This window comes from Bacillus sp. AP8, from assembly GCF_000321185.1.
In the GTDB taxonomy this organism is placed as follows: domain Bacteria; phylum Bacillota; class Bacilli; order Bacillales; family DSM-1321; genus Bacillus_AD; species Bacillus_AD massilioanorexius.
On sequence record NZ_CAPG01000045.1, the window covers coordinates 1 to 24,010 of the forward strand.

At 35.1% G+C, this 24,010-nt stretch carries 25 protein-coding genes and 1 other annotated feature; of the genes, 4 read left to right on the top strand and 21 right to left on the bottom strand.

Features of this window, described 5'->3' with window-relative positions; genetic code table 11:
* Window positions 1–18: 18 nt before the first annotated feature.
* From BN349_RS12310 to rpsU, 19 genes are all read right to left on the bottom strand, one after another.
* Window positions 19–828 (bottom strand): pyruvate, water dikinase regulatory protein, encoded by an 810-nt coding sequence (locus tag BN349_RS12310; RefSeq protein WP_019242625.1) that lies wholly within the window; start codon window positions 826–828, stop codon window positions 19–21.
* A gap of 20 nt (window positions 829–848) precedes the next feature.
* Window positions 849–1,484 carry a helix-turn-helix transcriptional regulator gene (locus tag BN349_RS12315; RefSeq protein ID WP_019242626.1) on the bottom strand — a complete coding sequence of 212 codons (636 nt, stop codon included), beginning with the start codon at window positions 1,482–1,484 and terminating at the stop codon, window positions 849–851.
* Window positions 1,485–2,211: 727 nt separating this feature from the next.
* Window positions 2,212–4,284 (bottom strand): glycine--tRNA ligase subunit beta, encoded by a 2,073-nt coding sequence (gene glyS / locus BN349_RS12320; RefSeq protein WP_019242627.1) that lies wholly within the window; start codon window positions 4,282–4,284, stop codon window positions 2,212–2,214.
* Window positions 4,277–5,167, bottom strand: a complete 891-nt coding sequence (gene glyQ / locus BN349_RS12325; protein WP_019242628.1) for a glycine--tRNA ligase subunit alpha — start codon at window positions 5,165–5,167, stop codon at window positions 4,277–4,279. Before glyQ ends, glyS begins: the two co-directional genes overlap by 8 nt.
* A gap of 87 nt (window positions 5,168–5,254) precedes the next feature.
* Window positions 5,255–5,435: a binding site (T-box leader), on the bottom strand.
* 113 nt (window positions 5,436–5,548) lie between these two features.
* Complete coding sequence (recO, locus tag BN349_RS12330) at window positions 5,549–6,301, bottom strand: DNA repair protein RecO (RefSeq protein WP_019242629.1); 753 nt, start codon at window positions 6,299–6,301, stop codon at window positions 5,549–5,551.
* A gap of 34 nt (window positions 6,302–6,335) precedes the next feature.
* Window positions 6,336–6,479: a YqzL family protein gene (locus BN349_RS25375; RefSeq protein ID WP_019242630.1), complete on the bottom strand. Its 144-nt coding sequence runs from the start codon at window positions 6,477–6,479 to the stop codon at window positions 6,336–6,338.
* Window positions 6,480–6,741: 262 nt separating this feature from the next.
* Window positions 6,742–7,662 (bottom strand): GTPase Era, encoded by a 921-nt coding sequence (gene era, locus BN349_RS12340; RefSeq protein WP_019242631.1) that lies wholly within the window; start codon window positions 7,660–7,662, stop codon window positions 6,742–6,744.
* On the bottom strand, window positions 7,655–8,053 hold the full coding sequence (gene cdd, locus BN349_RS12345; RefSeq protein ID WP_019242632.1) for a cytidine deaminase: 399 nt from the start codon (window positions 8,051–8,053) through the stop codon (window positions 7,655–7,657). Before cdd ends, era begins: the two co-directional genes overlap by 8 nt.
* Before the next feature lie 115 nt (window positions 8,054–8,168).
* Window positions 8,169–8,561 carry a diacylglycerol kinase family protein gene (locus BN349_RS12350; RefSeq protein WP_019242633.1) on the bottom strand — a complete coding sequence of 131 codons (393 nt, stop codon included), beginning with the start codon at window positions 8,559–8,561 and terminating at the stop codon, window positions 8,169–8,171.
* Window positions 8,542–9,012: an rRNA maturation RNase YbeY gene (gene ybeY / locus BN349_RS12355; protein ID WP_019242634.1), complete on the bottom strand. Its 471-nt coding sequence runs from the start codon at window positions 9,010–9,012 to the stop codon at window positions 8,542–8,544. Before ybeY ends, BN349_RS12350 begins: the two co-directional genes overlap by 20 nt.
* 12 nt (window positions 9,013–9,024) lie before the next feature.
* On the bottom strand, window positions 9,025–11,178 hold the full coding sequence (locus BN349_RS12360; RefSeq protein ID WP_019242635.1) for an HD family phosphohydrolase: 2,154 nt from the start codon (window positions 11,176–11,178) through the stop codon (window positions 9,025–9,027).
* Between the two features lie 151 nt (window positions 11,179–11,329).
* Complete coding sequence (locus BN349_RS12365; protein WP_019242636.1) at window positions 11,330–12,292, bottom strand: PhoH family protein; 963 nt, start codon at window positions 12,290–12,292, stop codon at window positions 11,330–11,332.
* 3 nt (window positions 12,293–12,295) lie between these two features.
* On the bottom strand, window positions 12,296–13,483 hold the full coding sequence (yqfD, locus tag BN349_RS12370) for a sporulation protein YqfD (RefSeq protein WP_026089298.1): 1,188 nt from the start codon (window positions 13,481–13,483) through the stop codon (window positions 12,296–12,298).
* Window positions 13,484–13,766: 283 nt separating this feature from the next.
* Window positions 13,767–14,048: a sporulation protein YqfC gene (gene yqfC, locus BN349_RS12375; protein WP_019242638.1), complete on the bottom strand. Its 282-nt coding sequence runs from the start codon at window positions 14,046–14,048 to the stop codon at window positions 13,767–13,769.
* A 58-nt stretch (window positions 14,049–14,106) separates the two neighbouring features.
* Window positions 14,107–14,631, bottom strand: a complete 525-nt coding sequence (locus tag BN349_RS12380; RefSeq protein ID WP_019242639.1) for a hypothetical protein — start codon at window positions 14,629–14,631, stop codon at window positions 14,107–14,109.
* 515 nt (window positions 14,632–15,146) lie between these two features.
* Window positions 15,147–16,127 carry a flotillin-like protein FloA gene (gene floA, locus BN349_RS12390; RefSeq protein ID WP_019242641.1) on the bottom strand — a complete coding sequence of 327 codons (981 nt, stop codon included), beginning with the start codon at window positions 16,125–16,127 and terminating at the stop codon, window positions 15,147–15,149.
* A 21-nt stretch (window positions 16,128–16,148) separates the two neighbouring features.
* Window positions 16,149–17,456 carry an NfeD family protein gene (locus BN349_RS12395; protein WP_019242642.1) on the bottom strand — a complete coding sequence of 436 codons (1,308 nt, stop codon included), beginning with the start codon at window positions 17,454–17,456 and terminating at the stop codon, window positions 16,149–16,151.
* A gap of 274 nt (window positions 17,457–17,730) precedes the next feature.
* Window positions 17,731–18,177, bottom strand: coding sequence for a GatB/YqeY domain-containing protein (locus BN349_RS12400; RefSeq protein WP_019242643.1), 447 nt, complete (start codon window positions 18,175–18,177; stop codon window positions 17,731–17,733).
* A gap of 14 nt (window positions 18,178–18,191) precedes the next feature.
* Complete coding sequence (gene rpsU, locus BN349_RS12405) at window positions 18,192–18,365, bottom strand: 30S ribosomal protein S21 (protein ID WP_019242644.1); 174 nt, start codon at window positions 18,363–18,365, stop codon at window positions 18,192–18,194.
* A gap of 222 nt (window positions 18,366–18,587) precedes the next feature.
* On the opposite strand from rpsU, the gene BN349_RS12410 reads away from it, so the two are divergent.
* The 4 genes from BN349_RS12410 (at window position 18,588) to BN349_RS23900 (ending at window position 21,763) form a co-directional block, all read left to right on the top strand.
* A complete protein-coding gene (locus BN349_RS12410) occupies window positions 18,588–19,511 on the top strand; it encodes a Na/Pi symporter (protein ID WP_019242645.1) in 924 nt (307 codons plus the stop codon).
* Window positions 19,512–19,787: 276 nt separating this feature from the next.
* Window positions 19,788–20,090: a hypothetical protein gene (locus BN349_RS26365; protein ID WP_232423552.1), complete on the top strand. Its 303-nt coding sequence runs from the start codon at window positions 19,788–19,790 to the stop codon at window positions 20,088–20,090.
* 51 nt (window positions 20,091–20,141) lie between these two features.
* Window positions 20,142–20,456, top strand: a complete 315-nt coding sequence (locus tag BN349_RS26370; protein ID WP_232423553.1) for a hypothetical protein — start codon at window positions 20,142–20,144, stop codon at window positions 20,454–20,456.
* Window positions 20,453–21,763, top strand: a complete 1,311-nt coding sequence (locus BN349_RS23900; protein WP_232423554.1) for an immune inhibitor A domain-containing protein — start codon at window positions 20,453–20,455, stop codon at window positions 21,761–21,763. Before BN349_RS26370 ends, BN349_RS23900 begins: the two co-directional genes overlap by 4 nt.
* Before the next feature lie 196 nt (window positions 21,764–21,959).
* On the opposite strand, the gene deoC is transcribed toward BN349_RS23900, so the two are convergent.
* Both deoC and mtaB read right to left on the bottom strand, forming a co-directional pair.
* Window positions 21,960–22,631 (bottom strand): deoxyribose-phosphate aldolase, encoded by a 672-nt coding sequence (gene deoC, locus BN349_RS12420; protein WP_019242646.1) that lies wholly within the window; start codon window positions 22,629–22,631, stop codon window positions 21,960–21,962.
* A gap of 21 nt (window positions 22,632–22,652) precedes the next feature.
* Window positions 22,653–24,002 carry a tRNA (N(6)-L-threonylcarbamoyladenosine(37)-C(2))-methylthiotransferase MtaB gene (mtaB, locus tag BN349_RS12425; protein ID WP_019242647.1) on the bottom strand — a complete coding sequence of 450 codons (1,350 nt, stop codon included), beginning with the start codon at window positions 24,000–24,002 and terminating at the stop codon, window positions 22,653–22,655.
* Window positions 24,003–24,010 lie beyond the last annotated feature (8 nt).

Below are 24,010 nucleotides of genomic sequence, written 5' to 3' on the forward strand. Positions count from 1 at the left end.
GTGTCTTTTTTCATGTGTTTATTTTCGGTTTTTATTAATAAGATCTATTACTGTATTGGCTGTTTCCTCAATTGCTTTATTTGTTACATCAATTACCGGACAATTTAATTTACTAATGATGCTTTCAAAATATGTCAATTCTTCTTTAATTCTTTCCAAATTAGCATAGATGGCATGATCGCCTAGACCAAGTGTTTTTAATCTTTCTTTGCGGATATTATTTAGCTTTTCTGGACTAATTTTAAGGCCGATGCATTTTTCTGGTGCAACTAAAAATAATTCCTCAGGAGGTTCTACTTCTGGAACAAGTGGCACATTTGCCACTTTATATCGTTTATGAGCTAAAAACTGAGAAAGAGGAGTCTTACACGTTCTAGATACCCCTACTAATACGATATCTGCTCGGAGGATACCCCTTGGATCTCGACCATCGTCATATTTAACAGCAAATTCTATCGCTTCAACTCTTTTAAAGTAATCTTCATCAAGTTTTCTAACTAGACCTGGTTCATAAACCGGTTCTAATTTAAAGCTAGCTTGAAGCATATCCATGAGCGGACCAATAATATCATAAGTCGTAATATTTTCTGCTTCTGCTCGCATCTTCATGTATTCTCGGTCATGAGGGCGAACTAACGTATAAGCAATAATCGCTTGGTTTAACTTCGCTAATGCAATTACTTCATCAATATGTTCAGGATTTTCTACGTAAGGAATTCTTTTAATTGTCACATTACTATTAATAAATTGGCTTACGGCTGCTTTTGTCACCAATTCAGCGGTTTCACCTACTGAATCAGAGACCACATAGATTAATGTCGAACCCATAGCTTAACCTCCCCAAAACTTTACAGTTCTTCTGTTCCTAGAGCAACTAGTGCTTTTGTTATATTTGTTTTTGTAATTCTACCAACCACTTCATAGCCTTCATCATTTTGTTTCACAACTGGTAAGGCATCAATCTGTTTAATAATCAATTGCTTTGCCACATCGATTAACAAATCATCCCGTGTACACATCGCAATATTTGGCATTCTTGTCATAATAATATTGACAGGAATAGTCGTTAAATCTTGTGAGCCAATACTCGCCCTTAGTAGATCTTTTCTAGAGAGAACCCCAACAAGCAGCGATTTCTGATCCACTACAAACAGTGTACCAACGTCCTCAAGGAACATCGTACAGATGGCGTCATAAACTGAAATGCCGTCATTGACTACTACCGGGATTGATGAATAATCTTTTACAAAAAGCTTTGAAAGATTATCAGTTAATAGTTGTGTTCCTGTTTTTCCACTATAGAAATAACCAACACGTGGTCTAGCATCTAAATATCCCGCCATTGTTAAAATAGCTAAATCAGGTCGTAAAGTTGCACGTGTTAGGTTAAGCTGTTCAGCAATATTTTCGCCCGTAATAGGACCATTTTCTTTAACAATTTGAAGAATATGTTCTTGTCTTTTATTCAGTTCGATGATAATCACCGCCTTACCACAAATATTCTGAAAATAAGATATACTATATATAAATATTATATACTATATATTCTGTAAGCAAAAGTACATGTATAAAAATGGTTAATAAAAGAAAAACCGTCACCGGTCCTTTTTAGATAATCGCTTATCATGAAATAGGAAAGTATTACTTATTTTTCTAAATTTATTTCGACTATTAATCAAAAAGGAGACATGCAGCAGAAATAAGACAGATCTTGTAGAAAGTTGGTTTTTAACTTTCGAAAAGAGATGGGTTATTTCCGAGCATGGCAGGTGTAAGGTTAGACATAGAAATACGTATCTATTAAACATAATGTGCTTAAGTTTAAAATTTTCACTTCCATTGACAACGCTTTTGTAAGCTAACCGACCAGCATAAGACGAGCCGACTAGAAAGTCGCTCTTTGACATTCTAGTCAGTTTGAATTATGACCTCGAGGGGCTAGGCGCTGAAGCTAGACAACACTTTGATTCATACTAAAAACCGTCACCAGTCCTTTTAGGATAATTTCTAATTTAGAAAGGCTGTTTTTTTCTTCCTACTTTGTTCAATTCTTCACTACTATTACTAATAATCAAACAGAAAGAACAACTGGAGACATATTTTTAAAGAGACTGTTCAAATTGACATATGAACAGTCTCTTTAATTCTTATCCTAGTCACTAGACAACACTAATGGAGAAAAATCTCCACAATATTAGCAGTTTGTTTAAATTAAATAGATAATATTTTATTTACGTGAGCAAAACTGCTTATTTCATCACTTATTTCTTTCATTAATGATAAACGGTTAAAACGTAATGCTTCATCATCTGCCATAACCATTGTGTTATCAAAATATGCTTCAATAGCTCCCTTAAGTGATGTTAATAAGCTAAATTTTTTCTCTTCATTGTGCAGTGTTTCGTATTCTGATTTTACCGCTACAAATTGGTTATATAAAGCTGTTTCGTATTCATTCTCGAACAACTCTGTATTAACCTTAGGAGCAACCTCTAACTTTACAGCGATGTTCATAACACGACTCAATGCTTCAATACTAGCTTTAAAGCTTTCATCATTTTTCACTTTTTCAAGAACAAGAGCGCGGTTCACAAGTGAAGCTACTTCACCGATTTCACCACTTAGTACGGCATCAATTAAATCGTATCTAACTTCTTTTTCGCCTAAATAATGCTTAATACGAGCAGCAAAGAAAGTAATCATATCTGCTTTAATTTCCGCTAGATCTCTTTTCGCAATTCCTTGTTTTTCGACTAAGTCTAGTGCAAATTGTACGATCGTTTCTAAGCTTAACGTCCAATTTTTTTCTAGTAAAATTTGTACGATACCGCTTGCTTGACGACGTAAAGCGTAAGGATCTTGAGAACCAGTAGGAATATTTCCAATCGCAAAGCATGAAGCAATTGTATCCATTTTCTCTGCAACGCTCACAATTGCACCAATTTGGCTTGAAGGTACATCATCTTCTGCATGACGAGGCATATAATGTTCATTAATCGCTACAGCAACCTCTTCCTTCTCGCCTTTAATACGTGCGTAACGTTCACCCATATAGCCTTGTAGCTCTGGGAATTCATATACCATTCCCGTTACTAAATCAAATTTAGCAATTTCTGCTGTACGGTCTGCCAATTGTTTTGTTTCTGCATCCACTTGCAAAGCATCACTAATGCTATTTGTTAAGCTTCGGACACGACTTACTTTTTCTGAAAGAGTACCAATTTCTTCATGATAAACAATACTTTCTAGTTTCTTTAAGCAATCTGCAATTTCTTTTGTTTGATCTTCACGATAGAAGAAGGCTGCGTCTGCAAGTCGTGCACGAAGAACTTTTTCATTACCTTTAGCAACGATTTCAATGCCTTTGTCATTACCATTTCGAACTGTTACGAAGAATGGCAATAACTCACCGCTTTGATTTTTCACTGGAAAATATCTTTGGTGTTCTTTCATTGACGTAATTAGTACACGATCAGGTAATTCTAAGAATTCATCTTCGAATTTTCCAAATAACGCTGTAGGATATTCTACTAAGTTATTTACTTCTTCTAACAAATCTTCATCTACAGGAATAACCCAGCCATTTTGCTTCTCTAACTCTTGTAATTGAGTACGAATCAATTGTTTTCTATAGTCTGCATCAACAATAACAAATTGCTCTTTCATTTTTTCTTCATAGCTTGTTGGTTCTTCAATCGTTACTTGTTTCCCTAAGAAACGATGTCCGAGTGATGTCTTGCCTGTCCCCACATTTGTAATAGAGAAAGGAATAACTTCTTCTCCGAAAAGAGCAACGATCCATTTAATAGGACGAATGAATCTTAAGTCATTATTTGCCCAACGCATATTTTTCGGGAAAGATAATGAAGTAATAATATCTTTTAATTCTACTAACAAGTCTTTTACTTCTTGACCTTTAGTAAATTTTTGAACGTGTACATATTCAACACCTTTAATTTCTTTAAAATAGATGTCTTCAACCGCTACACCCTGACCTCTAGCAAAGCCAATCGCTGCTTTAGACCAATTTCCTTCTGAATCAAGAGCGATTTTTTTAGCAGGACCTTTTGCTTCTTCATTCTTATCTTCCTGCATTTCATTTACACCTGTCACTAAAATGGCTAAGCGTCTTGGAGTTGAATATTTTTTTATCTCAGAATAGCTAATATTTTTTTCTTTTAACCAAGCCTCCACTTTGTTGGCAAGCTGCGCAATCGAATCGGTTACAAAACGAGCTGGAAGCTCTTCTAGTCCTATTTCTAATAATAAATCTTTCTTATTCATGGCTGTTTTCTCCCTTCTGTTTCAAGATTGGGAATCCTAATTTCTCACGCTCTTCATAAAACGTTTTTGCAACTTTTCTCGCTAAATTTCTACAACGCGCAATATATCCTGTACGTTCAGTAACAGAAATGGCACCTTTCGCATCAAGTAAGTTGAAAGTGTGTGAGCATTTTAGAACATAATCATATGCTGGATGCACAAGTCCTTCTTCCATTTGTGTATGAGCTTCTTTTTCATACATGTTAAACAATTCAAATAACATCTCTGTGTTACTTGTTTGGAAAGTATATTTGGAGTGTTCAAATTCTGGTTGACCAAAAATGTCTCGAACTGTAAATCCTTCTGTCCATTCTAAATCAAATACATTTTCTTTATTTTGAATGTAAGAAGCTAAGCGCTCAATCCCATAAGTGATTTCAACTGAGACAGGTTTACATTCTAAACCACCAACTTGTTGGAAATATGTGAATTGAGTGATTTCCATTCCATCCAACCATACTTCCCAACCTAAGCCTGCACATCCTAAAGATGGATTCTCCCAGTTATCTTCAACAAAACGAATATCATGCTCTAAAGGATCAATTCCTAATGCACGTAATGAGTCCAAATATAATTCTTGAATATTATCTGGAGATGGTTTCATTATTACTTGGAACTGATGATGTTGATACAAACGATTTGGATTTTCTCCGTATCTACCATCAGCAGGACGACGAGATGGCTCAACATAAGCCACATTCCATGGCTCAGGTCCAATAGCTCGTAAGAACGTATATGGACTCATAGTTCCTGCACCTTTCTCCGTATCATAAGCATTCATCAAGATACAGCCTTGCTCTGACCAATGTTTTTGTAATGTTACTATCATATTTTGTATATTCATACGGCACCTCCACCTAATTTTATTATGCTAATGGCATAGATGATAAAAGAGAAACAAAAAAACTCTCATCTCTATGCTATTAGCTAGCATAGGGACGAGAGTTACCCGCGGTTCCACCCTAATTGCTGTTAAGTAAAGTTAACAGCCTCTTTTAAGTTACTTACTTGCTCCGAAACGCCTTCACCAACTTTTTATAACCCGGCTTACACCAATCCCAGGCTCGCTTTTATAAAGGGAGTTAGCTACTACTTTTCATCATTGCAATATTCACCTTAATAATACTTTGAATTTTATACAACAGTTTTAGCAATGTCAATATGACTAAACTAAATTATGTGTAAAAAATAATAATTTTATACTTCATGAGGCTATTTTGTCATATTAGAATAAACCTTCTAGTTTATTCATTTGCTGTAAAAATTTCTTGGATTTCAAGTGTAAACCAGAGTATTCCTCGTAATAAGCATCTATGACAAAAGATAATTCCTTCTTCGTTTCAGCTTTTAAGGAAATATTTCCTAATCGTGACAAATCAAAATAATAAAACAAACGTAATAATTTTATAGATTTTGCACTAATGTTGATTCGATAAGGATCATCATTTTGACAACGATGACATAAAAAACCGCCATTTTTCACTGAAAAAGAAAACTCTCCTTCTGTTTCTCCACAGTTGACACATCTATCAAGCATAGGAGGAATCCCTAGAACAGGAAGCATTTTCATTTCAAAAATAAATTTCAACACAAGTGGATCATAGTCTTCATCGATATAATGCAGTGTTTGATACAGTAACTCAAATAAAAAAGGATTAGGCTTTTTATCTTCAGTTCCTTTATCAAGCAATTCAATTATGTACGATGCATATGCGGTTTTCATGATATCTTCTCTAATATGTCGAAAAGATTCAATAGACTCTCCTTGTGATAAGCTTCCTAAGCCCGAGGAGGTTTGTACAAGAAAATAACCATAATAAAACAATTGAGTGACGGAAGAGAGCCTGCTGTTTGGCTTATTGGCTCCTCTTGCCATCACTCCGATTTTCCCCCATTCACGTGTATAAATGGTAATTATTTTGTTATTTTCTCCATAATCCGTCCGGCGAATGACAATGCCCTCACATTTTTGAATCAAGACAAGTCACCTTCTTTAGACGGCAAGACAATTATTAGGAGATTGGAAAATTCATGTCTGCTAGTTCTTCTTCGACATTTTCACATGGGTCTGGTTGATCCAACTGAATTTCTTTAAACAGGAGATACGTATCAATATTACCCGTTTCCTTAAATATACTCCAGGTAAAATCCAACATACTAAACCCCACCTTTCAGTTTTTCACTAGCAAGTTGAAATCCTAACTATACTATTATCTTGACCGACCATAAAATTTTCATGTACTACAAAAATTACTAATTCGATGTGCAAAAGAATCAGACTTACGAAGAACGTTAAACAGCCCTTATTGGAAATATTCTCTGGATTTTCGAAAAGGATCTAACCTATTCTCCGAGCCCGATAGTTCTATAGCTAGACCATTTGAGATGCCTTCAGCATGAAAAATTTAACCACGTCTATTAATAGTCATCGTTAAATCCGTAATCACGCAATACTGACATCTTATTACGCCAATCCTTTTGAACCTTTACCCATAATTCTAGATAAACCTTCGAACCTAACAATAATTCAATATCCGTTCTAGCTCTTTGGCCTATTTCTTTTAGCATGCTTCCTTGTTTCCCAATAATAATACCTTTTTGGGAGCTTCTTTCTACCACAATCGTTGCCATAACATGTATCATATCTCGTTCTTCTTTTTTCTTGATAGAGTCAATCACAACGGCAATCGAATGCGGTACTTCTTCACGTGTTAAATGTAACGCCTTCTCACGAATCAACTCAGAAATAATAAATCTTTCTGGGTGGTCTGTAATTTGATCAGCCGGATAATATTGTGGTCCCTCGGGAAGTTGTTCTTTAATTGTTGAAAGTAGCGTTTCAATATTGTTTCCTTCGAGTGCTGATATTGGAACAATTGCTTGAAAGTTTAACTTTTCTTTATACTTTTCAATTAATGGCAATAAATCATCCGGATGTACCTCATCAATCTTATTTACAACAAGAAAGATTGGGGTCTTTAACCCTTGAAGCTTCTCAATGATAAATTCATCACCACGCCCTATTCCTTCAACAGCATTAACCATAAATAATATGACATCTACTTCACGCAATGCGTTAGTTGCACTTTTCACCATAAAATCTCCAAGCTTATGCTTAGGCTTATGAATTCCTGGCGTATCAATAAAAATCATTTGTGAATCATTTGCTGAAAGAACACCTTGCACTTTATTTCGAGTCGTCTGTGGTTTATCACTCATAATGGCAATTTTTTGTCCGATTACTCGATTTAAAAAAGTTGATTTTCCTACATTCGGTCTTCCAATGATTGAAATAAATCCCGATTTATACGCCTTTTCATGTGTTGTATTATTACTCATTTAAATCCTCCGGTGAAAATGCTCCAGGCAATAGTTCTTCTACTGTTAGTTCTTGAACATCACCTTTTAAATTTGTTAAGATTACTGTCATGTCCTTTGGACAAAGTTCAGATATTACTTGGCGACAAGCCCCGCATGGAGCACATGGCCCTGGCGTATCTGCAACCACTACTAATTTCTCAAATTCTCTTTCATCATGTGCATATGCGCTGAACAAAGCTGTTCTTTCTGCACAATTTGCCATACTATAAGCGGCATTTTCTATATTACATCCATGAAATACTTTTCCATCTTTCGTTAACAAAGCCGCTCCTACTTTAAATTTTGAATAAGGAACATATGCTTTTTCACGAGCTTTTTTAGATTCTTCGATTAATTGTTTTACTTCCATTCTTAACTTCCCTTCACTTAGACCATAGCTTTATTTTACATCAAAAAAGCTTGTCAGAGATTCACTTAAAAAAAATGTAATACACTTGTTATAAATTACAAGCATAATTGTACATTTATTTTATTTGTTCTAATAGTATGTTCAATATTTTCGGTAAAAATATAATGATACCTACAATTATTGAATAAAATGTATAAATAAGTACAGCTCCCGCACTTATATCCTTCGCCATTTTTGCTAACGGATGATAATCATTCGTCACCAAATCGACTACTTTTTCAATAGCCGTATTCATAAGTTCTAAAGCGAACATACCTGCAATACAAGTTATGATAAACAGCCATTCTACACGAGATATTGAAAAATATAGACCCGCTATAATGACCAAAACAGCTACACAAAGATGAATCTTTACATTTCTTTCTTGCAAAGAAAAACCAATTCCTTCAAAAGCACATTTCACACTTTTGGAAAACGGAAACTTTTTGTTACTGCCTCGATAAGCCATAACCGGCTAAAATCTCCTTCTGTCTAGAGAACATTTTTATCTCATCTTCTTTTTCAATATGATCATAGCCTAAAAGATGTAAAAAACCATGTAGCGCTAAAAAACCCAATTCACGATGAAAGCTATGTCCGTACTCTTCAGCTTGTTCCTTCGTACGATCAACAGAAATGATGATATCCCCTAATACTCTTGGCATGTCTGCTCCAATGACTTCGATTTCATCTTCTCCCATTTCTTCCATAGCAAATGAGATAACATCAGTAGCTGCATCCTTATTTCGATACTGCTTATTAATCTCTCGTATCGCTTCATTATCTACAAATGTGATAGAAACTTCACATTCCTCTTTAATTTCTTCTGCCTCTGCAGCAAATTGCAGCAACTGCTCAATAAGTTGAGTATCCTGTGCTTCTACAGCATTTGTTTCATCAATAAAATCAATTAGAAGCATTAACTTCACCTACTATCCTTCATTTTTAATATCTGGGTACTCTATGCGAGAGTGAAAAATTCCATTCAATGTTTCACACAAAGTTCTTTCAATAATTTCTAGCTCTTTAAACGTAATGTCACACTCTGAAAATTGATTATCATTTATTCGATCCCGAATGATATTCTTAACTAATACTTCGATTTTTTCTTTCGTTGGATGACTCATAGAGCGAACAGCGGCTTCCACACTATCCGCCACACCAATAATAGCTGATTCCTTCGTTTGCGCTTTAGGACCAGGATAACGATAGTCTTCTTCCTTCACATCTTCTCCTAATTCTTTTGCTTTAAAATAAAAGAATTTTAAAAGAGTCGTACCATGATGTTGTTCAGCAATATCGATTATCTCCTTAGGCATTTTATGTTTTCTCAAAATCTTTACCCCATCAGTAACGTGAGCGATAATAATATCTCTACTTGTCGCAGGCTTCAATTTATCATGTGGATTTTCAATATTCATTTGATTCTCAATAAAAAACTGTGGTCTCTTCGTTTTACCAAGATCATGATAATAGCAGCCAACCCTTGCCAATAACCCATTTGCTCCAATTGCCTCACTAGCTGTTTCAGCTAAATTAGCAACCATAACACTATGATGATACGTGCCCGGAGCTTCGGTTAATATTTTCCTAAGTAAAGGATGATTTGGATTAGAAAGCTCAATTAGCTTCATAGTAGACAATATACCAAATCCCGCTTCAAAAAACGGTAAAAACCCAATCGTTAAAATAGACGAAGCTAGACCAGCCGTAAATGCTGCAAAAATATAAACGAAATAATCAATACGATCCAATTGCATATCCATTGTAAAGACAAGCGCGAAAATAATAATGATATGTACAAAGGATAATAAAATGCCCATCTTAAAAAGCTTAGATTGTAAATCTCGAGTTGATAGTAACAAAAGAGCGGCTATCCCACTTAGCAATATATACAAACCTGCCGAAAGATTAAAGTTCGTTGTCATATTCTCATTAAAAATAATGGCACCGAATATGCTCATAATAATTGTAAAAGCTATCGCATATCGCCCATCTAATAGTATTTTCAAAATCATGGTTCCCATTGCCGCTGGTACGAAAAAGCTTAAATCATAACTTTCAACAGCGGAAAGTAAACTTAGTGTTTTCATAATTGAAAGGGCAAGTATAAATACTAAACTAAAAATTAAAATATGACTATGTCTTTGCATATTTTCTTTTTCAAAAATTCGATAAAAATAAAACATCAGACCAAATGTAAAAGTGACTAGTAATGCCAATCCTATAAATGGCGAAAATGAATTTTCATTATTCAACAAACCTACTAATTCTAAATTATGATACACGTCTCGATCAACAAGTTGTCCTTTTTCAACAAGAATTTGACCTTGAAGAATCATGACAGGTTCAACACTTTCTAATTCTTTCTGACGCTTCTCATCCGTTTTCTCTTGATCTAAAAAATAATTTTGCGTGATAGCATAACGAGCTAACTCAACTGATGAACTGCGTAGATCAGAGCTAACCGCTGATGATTTTATCTCATCTTCAATTAGCTTTTTAGCATTTTCTACTTCATTAGATGGTATTTTATTTTTGCTCATCACATCATTGATGGCAGTAACCGTGATATCTTGAGCAACTAATAAATCATTTTCATTGGCTCTTAAAAGAGCTCTATAAGTAGATTCTGGTATTGCTTTATTAACATCATCCGTTAGTTTACTTTTTAATGAGCTTAGTTGTTCAGCCAGTTGTTCGGACTTTTCTTGTGCGGTTAATGTTTTTTTCTCAGAAGTAGATTGTTCCCTAAACTCTTTCTTTACTTCAAGCACAGAATCAAATATAGAGGAGATTAAATCCACACGATTTTGAGCATATTCCTTCTTCAACGTATACTCTGCTGTTACTTGATTCAACACCTCTTGCTTTTCTTTTTCTGTTTTCTCAACGTCTTCTACCGTTTTGGGTGACCTGATCGTTGTATCTGATACTTTAAGTAGTTCTACATCAATCTTTTCAGGTCGCACATTCGAAAACATCACGCTATATGCTAAAAGAGCAAGTAAGGCGAATAACAACACTTGAAAAAAAGTATGTTGAAGTAATTGTTTAACTTGTGACAAAAACTGATTTATTTTCATAATCGGACTTTCCTCCAAATCATACATCGTTCTTTCAAGGACCTAATAAGTAGCCTGATTAGCTATTATAAAAATCATAGCAGTTTTTAATACAACTTTCACCCTTTCAAACAAAAAAACCGTCAATATACCCTGACGGTTTCTATTATTTCTATGCACCATGATTTTCATAAGCTGTGACGATTTTCCCTACTAAAGGATGTCGTACCACATCACTACCTTCTAAGAAGATAAAGCTAATCCCTTTTACTTCACTCAATATTTCCGTAGCTGCCACTAATCCTGATTTCGCATTTCTCGGCAAATCAATCTGTGATCGATCGCCCGTAATAATCATTTTCGAGCCAAATCCTAATCGAGTTAAGAACATCTTCATTTGTGCTTCAGTTGTGTTTTGTGCTTCATCTAAAATAATGAAAGCATCATCTAATGTCCTACCACGCATATAAGCAAGAGGAGCTATTTCAATAATGCCTCTTTCAATTAATCTTTGAGTATGCTCAGATCCTAATACGTCATGCAATGCATCATATAATGGTCTTAAATACGGATCCACCTTTTCCTTCAAATCACCAGGAAGAAAGCCTAGACTTTCACCAGCCTCAACGGCAGGTCTTGTAAGAATAATTTTATTCACTTTACCACTCTTAAGAGCGGCAACAGCCATAACAACCGCTAAATACGTTTTCCCTGTACCAGCTGGTCCAATACCGAACACGATATCATGCGATTTAATAGCATTAATATATTGTTTTTGTCCGAGTGTTTTTACGCGAATCGGTTTACCTTTAACTGTTTTTGCAATCTCTTCATCATACATTTCTTCAAAATATTCTAAAGCTCCTTTTTCAGCAAGAGATACAGCGTACACAACATCTCGTGCACTGACCTTTATACCTTTTCGTATAACAGATAACAGAGCCTTAATTACATCATATGCCGCTTCAACATTAGAAGCATCTCCACCAATTGAAATTTTTTCTCCACGAGTAATAATCGAAACTTTTAATTCTTCTTCAAGAACTTTTAAATTGCTATCAGATGTTCCCAATAGAGCTAATGCTTCATTTGGTGTTTCAAACTGTATGTCTACCATTTTTTGTTCTAATGTCATTCGTTAATCTCCTTGGATAATTGGTCGTTCAATCGCTATATTTTCTAGTACTTGGTAATGTATTGATAATATAACTTTACCATTCTCAATTCTTTCGTGCAAAACTTTTTCTCCAACGATATCACTATTTTTAGGTAGAATTTTTTTCAAATCACTCTTTGCTACTTCAAGTCCTTTTTCTATAGCTTCTTTCTTTGAATATTCCCTTACAACCTCTTCTTTATCACGATAAGTTACACTTTTATATGATATCGGTAATTTCCATCCTAAAAAGTAAAACGGCTTCTTCGTTACTTCTTTTCCGTAATTTTTATAAGGATTTTTAGAGAATCCCCAAATAGGAATCGAAAACTGATTAATCGTAATGTAATGTTTCATTAACTCCTTACCCGTTAATACTGAGAACTGAGTCTCTAGCGGAATTTCCACGTTAGACTTGTACCATATTTCTCCTAACACAATTCCTTTTGCTGGTACATGTACACTTTTTTCATCTTTCCCTATATTGCTTGACACAAGCAATTGCCCCTTATGCACATACTCATTCACATTAACTTTCGCCTTACCTTGTTCGACCAAAACTTTACGTATAATGGCTTTTTTATTAGCAACCAAATTTTGTATATCATATACTTTAGCTTTTTTAGGCTCCTTCTTTTCAACAACTTGAAGATGGTAGCTCGTTCCTTTTAATTCTACTCCTACCCAAGTAATTTCATCAATTTCCTGTGATAAAATGCGTTGAATGGCATCGGAATCTTCCATAAAAAATTGAAATTTCCCTTTTTCTACACCCATTTTCGCAAGTTCTTTTCTTATTGCATGTTCTGTTTCAGGCTTGGCTCCGGTAACTTCAATATTCCATACTACGTTAGATAAGAGAAATAGGCAGATAAGAAAAACGAAAAAACCTACCAAAAATCCACTATTTCTTATAAGCCTTCTTGTTAAAAAGGGAACACCAGATCTTTTGAGAAACTTAACTTTGCAATCATATTTACGGAGTATGACACGCATTTTCCCAACGTCATGAAGCGGTATTGAAAAAACAATATGCTGTTCACCCATTCTTTTCATATTCCAGATTTTCACTCTTTTTTCAACTAAATCATTTAAAAAGCGTTCTATATGCAAACCGTATACTTTGACCTCTACACTACCCGTATAAAAATTCAACCATTGATTTCTCATAAACATCACGACCTCCCACATTTATACCGATCAAACTGGTCTTAAGACTCCCATTCATACTAGAAAAATGTAATAAAAGAACTGCATCAATATGAACCGAATCAGCATTTTAAACCATCAATCAAACAAAAACATCAGCCAGAAGTTCTCTCTTATTCTGCAGTAATGAACACCGATAGCTTGTACACATTTTATTGAACACCATTAAGTAAAGTGGTGATCATTAATCATCTGACCTATCAATACATCCCTTACATATAAAAACAAAAGTCAAACTCCCGTTTCATTCAACAAACGAAACAGAAGTTATAACTCCTTCTAATAGAATTTCTTCTGGTAATATCGTTTTTATAACAAAAGCATTGCCTTGAATTGATAATTGACCTTTGCTTAATTGCAATCGGATTTCATTTTCTGTAAAGGCTATTAACCCTCTATGGTTTTCAATATATATATGTAATTGTCCGATCATCGTAATTCTCGGGAGGTCCATCATGACATCTTTAGGAAAATCAGTGCTGTTTACAAATAACTGTTTAACTTTTTGACTCCACTTTTTCGCCATAAAAAAAGAACCCCCTTTCACTCAAATGTATGAGTGATAAGAGGATTCTAGCACTTGTTTATCTAAACTTTTTCTTAGATCTTGGAGGACCTAAAATCTCATGCATAATAAGTCCATTTACTAAGTTATTCTTGCTGAATGTCTTTAAAGTTTTATGATGCTGTTGATGAGGTAAAGAACCCGTTTTTTTAAGTGACGTAACATTCATTACCGTATGTTCAACTTCTCTTTCCATTTCAGCAATTTGCCTTGCATATTGGTCATACTTATTAGGATGATGCTCCTCCACTTTACTAGGAGCAGAACTCATCACTTTTTTCATCTTTTCCGGATGAACAGTATCCAACGCTTTTTTCGCTTCTTGAGGCAATTTCTTAGCCATATCTTCCATTTTTCGTTCTATCGTTTTAATGGTCTGGGTACGCTCTGGTCTTTGGTGTCTATGCTGCGTTTCTTGTGTCGGTCGATTTGTTTTATTATTTTTCTTCTTATCTTCCTTGCCAAATAGCGAACTAATAATACCAATAATGATAAAAACGAATATAAAATTATCTGTTACAAACTCAAATAATTTTTCAATCATAAGGAGTCATCCTCCTTTCTAGACATTTTATAAGAAAAACCGTCATCAGGCCTTTTTAACGTAGCTCTTATCTCGAAGAAAACTATCGATCCATTTACATCTTCAATCGCTAATATGTCTCTTTTCAGAAAGGAGACATACAAGTTCGTAAGAGATGACTTACAGGAAGCAGTGGTATTCAACCTCCTAAATGGAACGGCTTATGACCTAGCGTGTCAAGTGTAAATTTAGACAGTATGCTAGGTGCAAAATAAAATACTTCTTACCTTATAAAGAAACGCACAAACACATTCCAAGATTGATCAAAGGTTATAACTGAGATATCAGCTTTAAAGTATAATCTTGTACATCTCAGATAGTACCCCTAGATGGTTAATCCACCTTCTAGAGGTACTTCTAATCAATAGAGATGAACTAAGACGCCGAAGCTAGGTAACCAAATTGTTCAGACTGAGAGTCTTTCATAGCTTTTCACACACGAAAAGTTATGACCAAACATCTGATATCAATAACGTTTATTTTTTCTCTTCGTCAGACATCTTGCTAATAGAATCTCTCATCTCCGTATCAGCTGTAATGTTTTGTAAATTCATATAATCCATTACACCCATATTCCCCTTTTTCAATGCTTCTGCCATTGCAAGAGGTACTTCAGCTTCCGATTCAACAACTTTCGCTCTCATTTCTTCTACACGCGCTCTCATTTCTTGCTCTTGGGCAACAGCCATTGCACGTCTTTCTTCTGCTTTCGCTTGGGCAATTTTCTTATCTGCCTCTGCTTGGTCTGTTTGAAGTGTAGCACCAATATTTTTACCTACATCCACATCAGCAATATCAATCGATAGAATTTCGAACGCTGTTCCAGAGTCAAGACCTTTAGCTAAAACGGTACGAGAAATCATATCTGGATTTTCTAGTACTTGAGCATGGCTATCTGATGAACCTATTGTTGATACAATACCTTCACCTACACGGGCAACAATAGTTTCTTCGCCAGCTCCCCCTACTAATCTTTCAATATTTGCTCGTACTGTAATACGAGCTTTCGCTTTAACTTCAATCCCATTCATAGCCACACCTGCAATAAATGGTGTTTCAATTACTTTTGGATTTACACTCATTTGAACCGCTTGTAAAACATCACGCCCAGCAAGGTCAATTGCTGCTGTTCTTTCAAAACTTAATTCAATGTTTGCCCGTTGAGCAGCAATCAAAGCATTTACAACACGGTCAACATTACCACCAGCTAGATAATGACTTTCTAGTTGGTTAGTTGTCACATTCAAACCAGCTTTATGTGCTTTAATAAGCGGGTTTACTACACGACTTGGAATAACACGACGAAGTCTCATACCAACTAAAGTTAAAATGCTAATTCTTACGCCAGCAGCTAATGCTGAAATCCAAAGCATTACTGGTACAAACGTGAAGAAAATGGATAGAAAAACAATACCGACAAATACAGCTATAATTAGCGTAACTGTTTCTGGACCCATAAATGAAATCATCCTTCCTTACTACTTAATTTCTCTAACTACAATTCTTGATCCTTCTGTTTTAATAACTTTTACTTTACTATCTTTCGCTATGAAGCTACCTTCTGATACAACATCCACTCTCTCGTCATCAATGACAGCTATACCTGAAGGACGAAGATCCGTATATGCAACACCTATTCTACCAATTAAATCTAATCGATTAACATTTGACACATATCCACTTTCACTACTTGTTGAATCGGTTAAAATCATTCTTTTTAGGAATTTCATCTGTTTTCCAAACACCTTTACCATTAAGATAGATACTGATAAGGATACCACAAGTGCAATTAATATTGAAACAGCCATATGTGTATTATTATCACTTACCAGAAATAAGCTACCGATTACTGCAGCAAACCCAATTGCTCCAGCAATTCCCCCCGGTAAAAACAGCTCTAATATGAGTAAAGCCATACCTAATAGGAATAATATGATGGTTTCATAGCCGGTCAACCCTGCTATTAAATGTCCAAAGAAAAATAGCATGAATGCTGCAATCCCAGTTAATCCTGGTAGACCAAATCCCGGTGAGAACAATTCAATAACTAAACCTAAGCATCCAATTGTAAGTAAAATTGGAATCACAACGGGATTAGTGAGAAAACGAGCAACTTTTTCCGCAAAGCTTTCATCTATATTCCTAACATCTGTGTTTTCATATCCTAATGTTTTTAATAACTCTTCTTTATTTTCGACAGTTCCCTCACTATACCCAACCTCTTCAGCTTGCTTTTCTGTTAACGTTAACAATTTTCCAGGACCAGCGCCAAAGGAAGTTAAAGTATTATTATCATCGGCCATCGCCATTGCGTATTTAGGATCTCTTCCATTTTGTTCTGCAGCTGTTTTCATGGCTGCCAACCAATAGGATTGTGCTTTTTTATCCGCCGCATTTCCTGAACCATCTATAATAGCCGCAGAACCCATTGTTGAACCTGGGCTCATATAAATTTCATCAGCATTTAATGAAATGTATGCACCTGCTGATAAAGCCCGATTATCTACCCATGCTATTGTACGGATATTTGAATCAGTAAATAATTTTCCTATTTTCGTAGCCGAATCTACAACTCCACCCGGTGTATTCACATGAAATATAATTGCAGCTGCATTATTTTCTTCTGCTGTAGATAACGCTCTTTGTAAAAATGCGTATAAACCATCTTCGACCGTATCTTCAATTGGAACAATATAAACCTTTTCCTTACTCGCTTGTGCATTATGCGGAAGAAACCATGAAGTAAATATTAGTATCAGTAGTATAAAGGAGAACCATTTGCGCACGAATTTCCCTCCTTTCGATATTTTTATTAAGCGATAACTGTTATACGATTCACATCACATATGGTTTCAAAAAAATATGTGTTTTCTTCATTCTTTTTCTAAAATTTATTGAGAAGTATATACAACTATTTATACAAAAAGAAAAAACACGAAACCAGTAATGAGTATAGATTGAATTCTGCTTCAGGATACTCACTTCCTTCGAAAGCCAGCAAGGTATATCATGAGCCAAATTTAAAAACCACAAGCAAATGCTTGTGGTTTTTAAACGAGTTTAAGATAGATGTTGTTGTACTAATTTATTTACAAGAGAACCGTCTGCTTTACCTTTTACTTTAGGCATTAGCGCTCCCATTACTTTACCCATATCAGCTTTAGAAGTAGCTCCAACGCTTTGAATGGTTTCTATTACAATCTTACTTACTTCCTCTTCCGTAAGTTGCTGAGGCATATATACTTCTACGTATTTGATTTCAGTTTGAATCTTTTCAACGAGGTCTTCACGACCAGCATTTGAAAACTCTTGGAGAGAGTCTTTACGTTGTTTCAATTCGCGAGAAAGGACTGTCAAATCTTCCGCTTCTGATAATTCGTCTTTCCTAAGCTTTAATGCTTCATTTTGTAAAGCCGCCTTAATCATACGAATAACAGATAGCTTGTCTTTTTCCTTGTTCTTCATCGCTTGTTTCATGTCATTATTTAAACGATCGAGAAGACTCATGCTTCCACCCTCTCTTACCATTTACGTTTTCTAGCAGCTTCAGACTTTTTCTTACGTCTTACGCTTGGCTTTTCATAAAATTCGCGCTTTCTTGCTTCCTGCAAAGTACCTGTTTTAGATACAGAACGTTTAAAGCGACGAAGAGCATCTTCAAGTGATTCGTTTTTACGAACTACAGTTTTAGACATCTCGATCCCTCCCTCCGAACACAACACACTAACTCAAGATGTAACATAATTCACATCATGTACTTATCGATTATAATATAAGGATAATATAAGGTCAACTACTTCTATAAAAATGATTGAATACAATAGATATTTCTCCTCCTGTAAATATATCTAACTTTTAGAAAGTTTTATGCATGTCCATAAATATCAACAATAAGATATTTTTAAGGGGGATAAGCTATGCGAGAAGTAATATTATTTACATTGTATATCATCGTCTTTTTGGTTGCGATTGCATTATTAAGAAATGGACTTTTTAATTTGACTGGTGAGAAATTAAAATCTAGGTTGCATTCCTTAACATCTACTCCGATAAAAGGCTTTTTCACTGGAATGATATTTACAGCCCTTTTACAGAGTAGTTCTGCAGTAATGGTAATGACTGTCGGCCTAGTTTCAGTTGGAGGAATTACCTTTCAACAAAGCATAGGGATTATTTTAGGAAGTAATATCGGAACAACTGTCACAGCTGAATTCTTATCTTTTTCCACTGATACATATGTTATACCTGGACTTATTATTGGATTTCTTCTCATGCTCATACCTAAATCCTCCATTCGATATCTTGGCTTTTCCATTTTCGGATTATTTATGATTTTTTACGCTATTAATGGATTTACTTCCTTGGCTGAGCCTTTCTCACAGTATCGATATTTCACAGCAACCGTACAATCCATTGAAAATCATTTAATATTGGCTGTTATTGTTGGAGCCCTGTTCGCTGGTACAATTCATTCTGGCACAGCTACAATCGCCATTGCAATGGGGTTTATAATGGGTGGTCAATTAACAGTGGATTCAGGTATTGCCATCATGCTCGGTTCTAATATTGGCACTTGTATAACAGGATATATTGCTAGTCTTGGCGCTGGCAAAGAAGCGAAACTTACTGCTTATGCACATATTTGGCTTAATGTATTAGGCGTTCTATTATTTTTCCCTTTTATTCATCAATTACAAGAAGCTGCAGCCTTTTTCACGGATGAGAAACATGTTCAACTTGCTCATGCCAGTGTTATTTTTAATGTCATTTGTTCTTTATTGGTGTTACCATTTGTTAATGTATTTTCTAAATTTTTACTTACTATACACAATAGAACCTAATAGAATGCATTAGGTGGGAGTCTACCGCCTCCCCCCTTCTTATTTTCGACAACCCTTACTTTTCTCTTGAATATATAGAACTATTTTTTGATTTTCATATTACAAGAACTATTTTCCGAAAAAACCTCAACCTTTTTACTACATAAAAATACTTCGATACCAGAAATATATAGGATGACTCTCTTATTTTCCTTTTTCACCCATTAAATTAACAGAATTTTCAGAATTACAATATGATAGTTTTGTAGTGAAAAATATTAAGAGAAAGCTTTTGATGTGAAACGTACTAATAGAATACTCACATTACTCATTGTTTTTGTATTAATGAGTATATCTTCTACCGTGTACGCAAAACAACCAGGCTTATCTTCATTTCCTAAACCTGTAGATACGCAATCTTGGGTTCTACCACGAGATATGATTTGGAAGGACTATAAACCTATTCCAGGTATTGATTGGCAAAAATCAACAATTGAACCAGAAAGAGTCCTAAGAGGTGCATTAATTATTGTAGATTTTCCGGATCAAGAATTTATTATTAGTCAATCAAAAGGTTCAGAAATCGCAGGAAATCCATAAGGCACTGGTAATGTCCCTCGCGATCAACTAGGTAAGTTTTGGGTCGACTTCTTGAATAAACCTCAAGCATCTAATAACTATAGAACAATCAACGAATACTGGAGAGAAAATTCCTATGGAAAATGGAAAATCAAATTAGATTCCTTCGGCACTTACCGAATGGACCATAACGAATTCCAATATGATCTCAATGAATTTGGACAAACTGTAAACATGCCTGCAGGTTACACTGGTAAAAATTTAAGAACAGAGGCTGTTAATAAAGCACAAGCTGATATTGATGCTTCTGGAAAAAATATGATTTTAAATTTATTTTACATGCAGGATATGATGAATCCGGAGTTTGGCAAGAATTTGGAGAAATGATGTTCCAAGATCCCAACTCGATAGCCGATAGCTTTGGTCCACAAATTCCAGGCATGGAAAATTCAGCAGTTACGCGATACGTACCTTGGACATCATGGTATGCAGCTAAGGGAATTTGGTCATCTGCAAGTGGCGGAACATCGATACAAGGGGAAAATGGTGGTGTGGGTGTATTTGCTCATGAGTTCGGTCATATTATGAACCTTGCTGATAATTATAATAATCCTTATGGGGTCCTTGTGTCACGTACATATTCAGGACCATGGGAGTTAATGAGGAGAGGTAGCTTTAATGGTCCTGGTGGCCCACATACAAGATGGATGGTACCTTCCACCCTTGGGTCTTCAGCACCATCACATCATATGCTAAGAAATAAAATTAAACAAGGATTCCTATCAAAAGATGAATACTTAAATATTGATAGAGATGAACTAGTAAATACTGGTCCAGTATTCGCTGATATTCTCGCAAGAAAAATACCAATCGGTAAGCAATTTAACCGTACTGAGCTCCATGGTATTAATATCAAAATGACAGACTTGACTCCAGCCAACTCATTAAAAGATGATTGGCGTGCTGATATGCAAAGAGGAGAAAAATGGTATAACAATTATACCGTTGAAGTAGTAGATCGAATAGGTTTTGATTCCTTTACACCTGATTCAGGAGTCCTATTAGCTAAAACAAAATATATAGAAGCATCTCCAATCATTTGGGTTATCGATTCTCATAAAGAGGACATTAACAAAGTTGACTTTAAGAGACCTGATGGTACTACATCTATGTCATCTAAAAGGGATTTCCAACAATTAGCAGATTCCTTATTCAAAGCAGGAACTGCAAAAGATGTTGTAAGTGAATATCAAGATCCATATAATAAATTACATTTTTATATTTTAAACAAAAAATATAATAAAACAAGAGCACTATCTTACCGAGTAGCTATTCGTAATACAGACGGATCTGGTAATTATAAACGTGGGGTAGCTGCAGATTATTCGAATACTGCTACACCTGGAAGAGTAGCTGTTTATAATTTCAATGTAAAAAATACTGGAAAAGCCACAGATTTAATTCGACTGTCTGCAAAAACTAAAGCAGGATGGGAAATCATGCTACAAAATAATGTAATTGAAGTACCTACTGGAAACTCTGTAAAAGTACCAGTTTACGTGAAGATTCCAAAAGGAAGCAATAAACACCTTAATCCAAGTCCAACTACTTTATCATTTACAAGCAGTTCAGAAACAGATGCAAGTAAAAGTATAACAGTCACTCGCAAAATTGGTGCGGGAAATAAAAAATAAAAAGAAGACATAGTTCAAAAGAAAAACTTGATAGACACCCTTTTTCATCATCAAACAAAGTTAAAATAAAGTTACACTGGAAAAAGATCGTAACCTCAATTTAACGGATTTATAAAAAAGTAGATAACAAAAAGCTTAGGGGCCTCTGAAAAATGATAATAAATCACTTTTCAGACAGCCCCTCTTGCTTCTTAATTTAATAATCACTATCCACTGTTAAACCTTTGATAATTGAAACTCCGGCACTTGCACCAATACGAGTTGCTCCTGCTTCAATCATTGTTTGTGCATCTTCCGTATTTCTCACGCCACCTGAAGCCTTAACACCAATATTAGGCCCTACTGTTTTTCTCATAAGCGCAATATCTTCTTTCGTTGCACCACCTGTTGAGAATCCAGTTGACGTTTTAACAAAATCCGCACCTGCTTTTACGGAAAGCTCACAAGCACGAACTTTTTCTTCATCAGTTAAAAGACAAGTTTCAATAATAACCTTCGTTAAAGCTTTTCCTTTGGCTGCATCTACAACAGCTCTAATATCACGCTCTACTAAGTCATTATCGCCATCTTTCAAAGCTCCAATGTTAATAACCATATCAACTTCAGTCGCTCCATCTTTGATGGCTTGAGTTGTTTCAAATGCTTTTACTTCTGGTGTATTGGCACCTAACGGAAAACCAATAACTGTACAAACATCTACTCCTGATCCTTGTAACAATTCAGCTGCTTTTTTAACCCAGGTAGGATTAATACATACAGAAGCGAAATTATACTCACGAGCTTCTTGGCATAGCGTTACAATTTGGCTTTCTGTGGTGTCAGCTTTTAATACAGTATGATCAATCATCTTTGCGATTTTTTGATTCATAATATCCTCCTTAAACCATTTTTATGCTTCTAATAAAGAATGATCTTCTGGACTCATGACTTTTACAAATTGTCCTTCATTATAAGGATAACCAGCTTTTGTGATTTTTACTTTTATAAGTTCGCCTATCATATCTTCATTACCTGAAAATACCACTTTTAAATAGTTATCCGTATAGCCAACATATAGATTTTCTTGATCATTTTCAGTAAAACGTTCTTCTGGAATGATTTCTAATACTTCTCCTTCAAACTGAGAAGCATACTCTTTTGCCAATTGCTCACTTAATGCAATCAAACGATGAACTCGATCGTTTTTCACGTCTTCATCTACTTGATCTTCCATTCTTGCTGCAGGCGTACCAGTACGTTTGGAATATGGGAATACATGTAGCTCAGAAAATTTATGTTCCTTAATAAAGTTATATGTTTCCATAAATTCTTCTTCCGTTTCACCAGGAAAACCAACGATAACGTCAGATGTAACCGCTAATCCAGGGAGTGCGTCATGCAATGCACGCAATCTATTACCGAAAAACTCCATTGTATATTTTCGACGCATTCTTTTAAGAACAGTATCTGAACCTGATTGAATTGGAATATGAAGATGTCGAACTACTTTCGTTGAACTTTTTAAAACTTCAACGACTTCATCTGTAATTTGACTAGCTTCTATTGAAGAAATACGAATTCGTTTTAGCCCTTTAACTTGTGATTCTAAATCACGTAGTAGCATAGCTAGGTTATAGTTCTTCATATCCTCGCCATAACCACCCGTATGAATCCCTGTTAGAACGATTTCTTTATAACCAGCATCAACTAATTGCTGTGCTTGATGTATAACTTCTTTTGGATCTCTTGAGCGCATTAATCCACGAGCCCATGGAATAATACAAAATGTACAGAAATTGTTACAGCCTTCTTGTATTTTTAATGAAGCACGAGTACGATCTGTAAAAGCAGGTACATCTAATTCTTCGTAAACACGTGATTTCATAATATTTCCTACACCATTAATTGGTTGGCGCTCGTTTTTATATTGTTCAATATACGGAATCATTTTTGTACGGTCTTGTGTACCAACAACAATATCTACTCCGGGAATAGCTAGTATTTCTGCAGGGGACGTTTGTGCATAACATCCTGTAACACAAATAACCGCATCTGGATTCTTACGAATAGCGCGTCGGATGACTTGACGACTTTTCTTATCTCCAGTATTTGTTACAGTACATGTATTAATAACGTAAACATCTGCAATTGCTTCATAGTCTACTCGTTCATAATTTTCCGCTTTAAATAATTGCCAAATTGCTTCTGTTTCATAATGATTTACTTTACAACCTAATGTATGAAAAGCAACAGTTGCCATTTTTTCCT